This is a genomic window from Actinomadura sp. KC345 (assembly GCF_004348515.1).
Taxonomy (GTDB): domain Bacteria; phylum Actinomycetota; class Actinomycetes; order Streptosporangiales; family Streptosporangiaceae; genus Spirillospora.
The window spans coordinates 1-4,457 of record NZ_SMKH01000452.1; the positions used below are offsets into that span (position 1 = coordinate 1).

Here is a 4,457-nt window from a genome sequence, read left to right on the forward strand (position 1 = left end):
GCGCGTCACGGTCAAGATCCCCCTACCCCGCCGGTGCCTTTCCTCCCCGGGTCCTCCCCGGGTCCTCCCCGGGATCGGGGACGGTTATCGACCGCTCCGCGTGGAATGAACCCTGGACGAGAACCGCGAGCACCACCGGCCGAGGCCGCTGCCACGAGTGCGAGGGGGCGCCGATGCCCAGACCGTTCGCGTCGTCCGCGGATCTGGGCGACAAGACGCAGACGCTGGAGGTCCTGGCCGACGGCGTGTACGCGCTCACGGCGGAGGGGGATCCGAACGTCGGGGCCGTCGAGGGCGAGGACTTCCTGGTCTGCTTCGAGGCCCTCGCCACCCCGGCGGCGGCCCGCGACTGGCTCACCGTCCTGCGGGCGCACACCGACAAGCCGATCCGCTACCTCGTGCTCTCGCACTACCACGCCGTCCGGACGCTGGGCGCGAGCGCGTTCGGGGCCCCGGTGGTCATCGCGCACGACCTGACCCGTTCGCTGATCGCCGAGCGCGGCAGGCAGGACTGGGAGTCGGAGTACGGGCGGATGCCCCGGCTGTTCAAGGACCCGGACGGCATCCCCGGCCTCACCTGGCCGTCGGTGACGTTCTCCGGCACGCTCACCATCGACCTCGGCGGCGACCGCGGCGATCTCGACCTGGCGTACTGCGGGCGCGGCCACACCGAGGGCGACATCGTGGCGTGGCTGCCGCGGCACCGGATCCTGTTCGCCGGCGACCTCGTGGAGACGCAGGCCGCGCTCTACACCGGCGACGCGTTCCACCGCGAATGGGCGACGGGCACCCTCGACCACGTGAACTCGTTCGGCGCGGAGACGCTCGTCGGCGGGCGCGGCGCCGTCGCGCACGGCAGGGAGGCCGCGCGCGCCGCGATCGGACAGACCCGCGGCTTCCTCGACACGATGCTCCGCGAGACCGGCCGCGTCCGGGACGGCGGGGGCACGCTCAAGGACGCCTTCGCCGCCGTGCACGCCGCGCTCGCGCCCGACTTCGGCGACTGGCCGATCTTCGAGCACTGCCTGCCGTTCGACGTCTCCCGCCTGTGGGACGAACTGGACGGCGTCGAACGCCCCCGGATCTGGACGGCCGAGCGCGACCGGGAGGTCTGGGCGCGGCTCCAGGACTGAGCGGCCCGCGGGAGCGCCGGGGGAGCGGGCTCAGTTCTCGGCCAGCACGATGACGCGGTCGCCGGCCGACAGCGTGAGGGGCGCCGTCTTGTCGGGGTTCAGCACCACCCCGTAGCCGGGCGGCTCGTGGAAGAGCTCGGACAGGCGGTAGCCCAGCGCGACCTCGCCGCGCCGCCGCGCCGCCTCGATGAGCGTCGCGAAGTCGGCCTGCTCGCCCGGTGCCAGGTAGTCGCACGCGGGCTTGAGGTAGATCTCCGAGCCGGCCGGGTCGAGCAGGTCGACGAACACGTCGTACAGGTGCCGGTTCTCGCTGAGCTGGGTCAGCATGAGGCTGATCAGCTTCTCGCTGACCACGAAGTCGTCGGCCTTGGTGACCTGCGCGATCTCCCGGTTGGCGTCGTCGTGGATCTCGCTGACGATCGCGAACGGGTCGCCGAGCGCGTCCTCCATGTCGCGCAGGTGAAGCAGCGTGACGAGCGTGCGGGCGTCGGCGTGCTCGTGGTCGAGGCCCTCCTCCGACAGCACGATGACGTGCTGGAAGGAGCCGACATCGAGCGACTCCAGGGACGGGCGGTCGGTCGGCTCGGCCCGGACGAAGTCCAGCTTGAGGTTGTCGCGCGGGCGCAGGACCCCGGTCGGGTCCTCGCGCGGGGCCGCGACCACCAGGGCCGACCCCGAGGCGAGGAACTCGTCGAGCAGCTCGATGATCTTCGGGGCGCGGTGGTTCCAGCCGAGCATCAGCGTGCGCTCGGGCGCCGGCTCGCGCGCGGTCGCCGTGGTGATCACCGATTCCCGCACCGGCGGCGGAGGCCCCTGCCGGAGCCGGATCAGCAGGTCGTCCTCGGCCAGCACGATGATCTCGTCGTCGGCGCCGATCACGGTGTCCATCGGCGGGTTGAGCAGGACGGTCCCGTCCCGGCGCCGCAGCCCCGTCGGGACGCCGAGGTCGTAGGCCGACAGCGCCTCGCCGACCGTCAGCCCGGCCAGGTCCGGCTCGCGCCGCATGTAGAACTCGTGGCCGGCGAAGTCGAGCAGGTCGGTGCAGACCTGCGACAGGCCCGACTGCCGGTGCGACTGGACGATCAGCCGGATCGCCACGTCGTCGGCGTCGATCACGTGCGCGGAGCCGTCGCCCGCGAGCCGCGCCGCGGGCAGGTTCGCCGAGTCGTGCACCGCGGCGACCACGTGCGGGCGGCCCTGCTCCCACGTCCGGGAGCCGAGCGACAGCAGCACCTTGATGACCCGGGTGTCGGCGTCGTCGGTCTCCGGGGTGACGATCATGATGGAGCGGGCGGTGCCGGGGCTGACCAGCTCCACGTCGGCGACCTTCAGCGGGTCGCCGGTGCGGCACACGATGCGGGTGCGGCCGAGGTCGCCCACCCGCTCCCGGATCGCGTCCTCCATCTCGACCTTGTCGCGGTTGGCGAGGATCGCCACGCACGACCTGCGCTTGCTCTGGTTCGCCTCGACCAGCTCGGTGACGACGGTGAAGACCTGCTCGGACCAGCCGAGCAGCACGGTGTGGCCGTGCTCGACGATCCGCGACCGCCCCTTGCGCAACTCGGTGATCTTGGCTTCGAGGCCGGTGGTGATCACGCCGATCAGCGAGCTGACGATGAAGATGCCGCCGATCGTGGCGACCAGCATCAGCGCCAGGAACGGGCCGGTGCCGGTGTCGTCGCCCATCGTGCCCGGGTCCAGCGTGCGGAGCAGGCTCCGCCACACCATGCCGAACCAGTGCCCGTTGTCCGCGCTGTCGCGCGGGGTGAAGAGGACCGCCGCGCTCGCCACCACGAGCACGAGCGCCGCCGAGGCGAGGCCGAGCCAGCCGATGAGCGCGGGCGTTCCCTTCGACATGGTCCTGTCGAACCAGTACCGCACACGGTCCCATCGCGTGGCACGTCTCAACGGTCTGCCCCCTCGGCCGTTCCCGGGTCTCACCCTATTGTGTTGTCTCACGATATTTCCGGCATTCTCCCCAGATCCGGCACTGTTCGGCCGCCGGGACGCTTCTGCGCGAACCGCCTCCGGTGAATACCGTCCCGGAAAGGTGATTTGCCTGTTGCGCACGCAAGAGGCCGGGGTGATGAGAATTCCACCACCCCGGCCCCTGGCGTCGTGCCGGAACACCGCCGGCCGCGCTGAGAGCCCGCTAGTGGGCGGCCTCGTACTGCTCGATCACATTGGCGGGGATACGGCCCCGCTCATTGACCTTGATGCCGCGGCTCTTCGCCCACTCGCGAATCTCCGCGGAGCGCTCGCGGCTCCCCGCGGTCCGCGCCGCGCGGCCGCCGCGGGCGGCGGGCTTGCGCGCCTTGCGGGCGCCGGCCACGAACGGCTCCAGGCCGTTGCGGAGCTTGGCGGCGTTCTTCTTGCTCAGGTCGATCTCGTAAGTGGTCCCATCGAGGGAAAAGCTGACGGTCTCGTCAGCCTCTCCGCCGTCGATGTCGTCCACGAGAAGGACTTCGACCTTCTGTGCCATGCGGGGACTCCCTCTAGCTATGCGTCCGGCTTGGCGTCCGGATGTGCCTCGATGAATGCAGCATAGACCTCATCCGATATCTTGCCACGTTCAGAGACTTCGATGTTACTTCGCAATGCCCACTCGCGGACATCGCCGTTCGTGTAGCCCTTGATCTTCGCGGTGCGGGACTTGCGTCCCTTCCCGGCGGGCTTCACCTCCGCGGCGTTCTCGATGAAGGGCGCCAGGGCGTCCAGCACCTCGTTCAGCCGCTTGTAGTTGTCATCGTTCAAGTCGATCGTGAACGTCCGGTCCAGGACTTCGAAGTCCCGCTTTGCGACATCGGCCCCTTCGGAGCCGTCGATGTCGTCCACCCGAATGACCTTCTCGGCCATGTGTACTCAGTCTTCCTTCCCCTTGCCTGCGCGGCGACCTTGACCGTAGCGGATTCCGGGACCCGCCATGACGTCAAGACGCGCCGCGGGGGAAGTCCCGCGGGGAAGTGGTGCGGGGAATGGCGGACGTTTCAGGCGCCGTGCCGCTCGATCCAGGTGTGCAGGAGGAGCATCATCTCCAGCCGGATCGCCGGGTCCTCGATGTCGAAGCCGAACATGCCGTGCAACTGCGCCAGCCGGTAGCGGACGGTCTGCGGGTGGACGCAGAGGACCTCGGCGGCCCCCGTCGCGTTGAAGCCGTGCTTCATGCATTCGAGGAGCGTCACGGCGAGCCGCAGGCCCTGCCGCGGCCCCGCCTCGTCCAGCGGGGCCAGCCGCCGGGACGCCGCGATGGCGGCGAGCGTCCCGCCCTCGCGCAGCAGCAGCTCCGGTACGTGCTCCTCCGCCCGGACGAGCACCCCGCCGCGC

General features: G+C 70.6%; 5 protein-coding genes. 1 reads left to right on the forward strand and 4 read right to left on the reverse strand.

The features are described 5' to 3' along the window. The first annotated feature begins 173 nt into the window (after positions 1–173). The gene (locus E1281_RS37850; RefSeq protein ID WP_131884516.1) at positions 174–1,133 is read left to right on the forward strand and encodes an MBL fold metallo-hydrolase; all 960 of its coding nucleotides are present in this window, start codon (positions 174–176) and stop codon (positions 1,131–1,133) included. A gap of 30 nt (positions 1,134–1,163) precedes the next feature. Here E1281_RS37850 and E1281_RS37855 read toward each other — a convergent pair whose 3' ends face one another. From E1281_RS37855 to E1281_RS37870, 4 genes are all read right to left on the reverse strand, one after another. Continuing rightward, positions 1,164–2,990, reverse strand: coding sequence for a potassium transporter TrkA (locus E1281_RS37855; protein WP_131884517.1), 1,827 nt, complete (start codon positions 2,988–2,990; stop codon positions 1,164–1,166). 295 nt (positions 2,991–3,285) lie between these two features. Further along, entirely contained in the window at positions 3,286–3,615 is a 330-nt protein-coding gene (locus E1281_RS37860; RefSeq protein ID WP_131884518.1) for an Lsr2 family protein, read from the reverse strand. A gap of 17 nt (positions 3,616–3,632) precedes the next feature. Further along, entirely contained in the window at positions 3,633–3,989 is a 357-nt protein-coding gene (locus E1281_RS37865; protein WP_131884519.1) for an Lsr2 family protein, read from the reverse strand. Between the two features lie 131 nt (positions 3,990–4,120). After that, positions 4,121–4,457 (reverse strand): helix-turn-helix domain-containing protein (locus E1281_RS37870; RefSeq protein ID WP_131884520.1); only part of this gene is annotated, 337 nt, incomplete at its 5' end.

Bases quoted from the DNA above. Each gene is read 5' to 3' on its own strand.
- E1281_RS37865 (WP_131884519.1), bottom strand. From the start codon at position 3,989: ATGGCCGAGAAGGTCATTCGGGTGGACGACATCGACGGCTCCGAAGGG.
- E1281_RS37850 (WP_131884516.1), top strand. From the start codon at position 174: ATGCCCAGACCGTTCGCGTCGTCCGCGGATCTGGGCGACAAGACGCAG.
- E1281_RS37860 (WP_131884518.1), bottom strand. From the start codon at position 3,615: ATGGCACAGAAGGTCGAAGTCCTTCTCGTGGACGACATCGACGGCGGA.
- E1281_RS37855 (WP_131884517.1), bottom strand. From the start codon at position 2,990: ATGTCGAAGGGAACGCCCGCGCTCATCGGCTGGCTCGGCCTCGCCTCG.